Source organism: Micromonospora deserti, from assembly GCF_003236335.1.
In the GTDB taxonomy this organism is placed as follows: domain Bacteria; phylum Actinomycetota; class Actinomycetes; order Mycobacteriales; family Micromonosporaceae; genus Micromonospora; species Micromonospora deserti.
The window spans coordinates 1-1,714 of sequence record NZ_POUB01000492.1; the positions used below are offsets into that span (position 1 = coordinate 1).

Genomic DNA, 1,714 nt, shown 5'->3' on the forward strand with positions numbered 1-1,714 from the left:
GGCGGCGGGCGGCGGGCGGCGCCGGACATCACGGCGCGTCGTGGCCGGCTCACCACGAGGTGTGAGCGGGGCGGCACCGGGTACCACTGTCCGATCCCCCGGCCGCGCACGGAAGGATCGCCATGGCACTGGCCCAGGATGTCGACCCGGCCCGGCTCACCGGGTTGACCGGCTGGGTGGCCGGCGTCATCGACGCGATGGGCGCGATCGGCGTGGCCCTGCTGGTCGCGTTGGAGAGCATCGTCCCGCCCATCCCCAGCGAGATCGTCCTGGCGATGGCGGGATACCTGGCCGGCGAGGGCCGCTTCCACGTCGTGGTGATCGTGCTCGCCGCGACGGTCGGCTCGCTGGCCGGCGCGCTGGCGCTCTACTGGCTCGGCGCCGCGCTCGGCGAGGACCGGCTGAAGCGATGGCTGGACCGGTTGCCCCTGGTGGACCTCGACGACCTGGAGAAGGCGGACCGCTGGTTCGAGCGGTACGGGCGGTGGGCGGTGCTCTTCGGCCGGCTGGTGCCGGTGGTACGCAGCCTGGTCTCCGTCCCGGCCGGGGCGAACCGGATGCCGCTGGGCGAGTTCGTCGCCTTCACCACGCTGGGCAGCGCCGGGTGGAACTCGCTGATCGTCGGACTCGGCTACGCGCTCGGCTCCCGCTGGCAGGACGTCGACCGGTACAGCAGCTGGTTCAACTACGCAATCTTCGCGGCCGTCGCGGTGATGGTCGCGAGCTGGTCGGTGAAGAAGGTGCGCCGGCGCCGGGCGCGGCGCGACCGACGGTCGGTGACCGCCGGTCGCTGACCGCGTGGCGTCCGCTCAGGGCAGGGTGTCCAGGTGTGGGGCGACGGTACGGGCGAAGCCGTTGCCGTTGCTGACGTCCCAGTTGACCGACCAGGTCATCGCACCGCGGATGCCCGGGTAGGTGCGCGGGGGCCGGAAGCTGCCGCAGTTGGTGCCCCGGGCCAGGCAGTCCAGGGCCGCGTTGACCACGCTGGGCGCGACGATGCCGCCGCCGGCCGCTCCCGGTCCGGCCGGCAGGCCGAGCCCGACCTGGTCGGGGCGCAGTCCCGCCTCCAGTTGGATGCAGGCCAGCGCGACGATGAAGTTCACCGTGCCCTGGCCGTACGCGGCGTTCCGGTCGCAGCCGAGCATCGCCCCGGAGTTGTAGTACTGCGTGTTGACCACGGTGAGGATGTCCTTGATGTCCAGCGCCAGCTTGAAGTAGCTGCTGCCGGGGGACTGCATGTCGATGGTCTGCGGGGCCATCGCGATGATCAGGCGGCTGCCGACCTTGGCCCGCAGGGAGCGCAGCGCCTGGGCCATGTAGGTGGGGTTGAGCCCGTTCTCCAGGTCGATGTCGACCCCGTCGAAGCCGTACCGCTGGATCAGCGCATGGACACTGTCGGCGAACGCCACGGCCGAGGCGGCGTCGTTGACCGCCACCCGGCCGGTCTCCCCGCCGACCGAGATGATCACCTTCTTGCCCCGGTTCTGCAGGGTGCGGACGTCGGCGGAGAAGTCCGCGTCGGTGTAGCCGCCGAGCGCGGCGGAGAGGCCGGGGTCGACGGCGAAGGTGACCGCGCCGGGGGTCGCGGTGGCCTCGGCGAAGGCGACGGCGACCACGTCGTACTCGGCCGGCACGTCGCGCAGCCGCAGCTCGACCGCCGGGTTGTCGAAGTTGTGCCAGTACCCGGTGAGGATGTGCTTCGGCAGGCCGGTGG

Annotated in this window: 2 protein-coding genes; one reads left to right on the forward strand and one right to left on the reverse strand. The window is 72.2% G+C overall.

The window, feature by feature from the left end:
* The first annotated feature begins 122 nt into the window (after nt 1-122).
* Complete coding sequence (locus tag C1I99_RS31455; RefSeq protein ID WP_111137760.1) at nt 123-794, forward strand: DedA family protein; 672 nt, start codon at nt 123-125, stop codon at nt 792-794.
* Nucleotides 795-809: 15 nt separating this feature from the next.
* On the opposite strand, the gene C1I99_RS31460 is transcribed toward C1I99_RS31455, so the two are convergent.
* A partial coding sequence (locus C1I99_RS31460; protein ID WP_146604109.1) for a chitinase occupies nt 810-1,714 on the reverse strand: 905 nt, incomplete at its 5' end.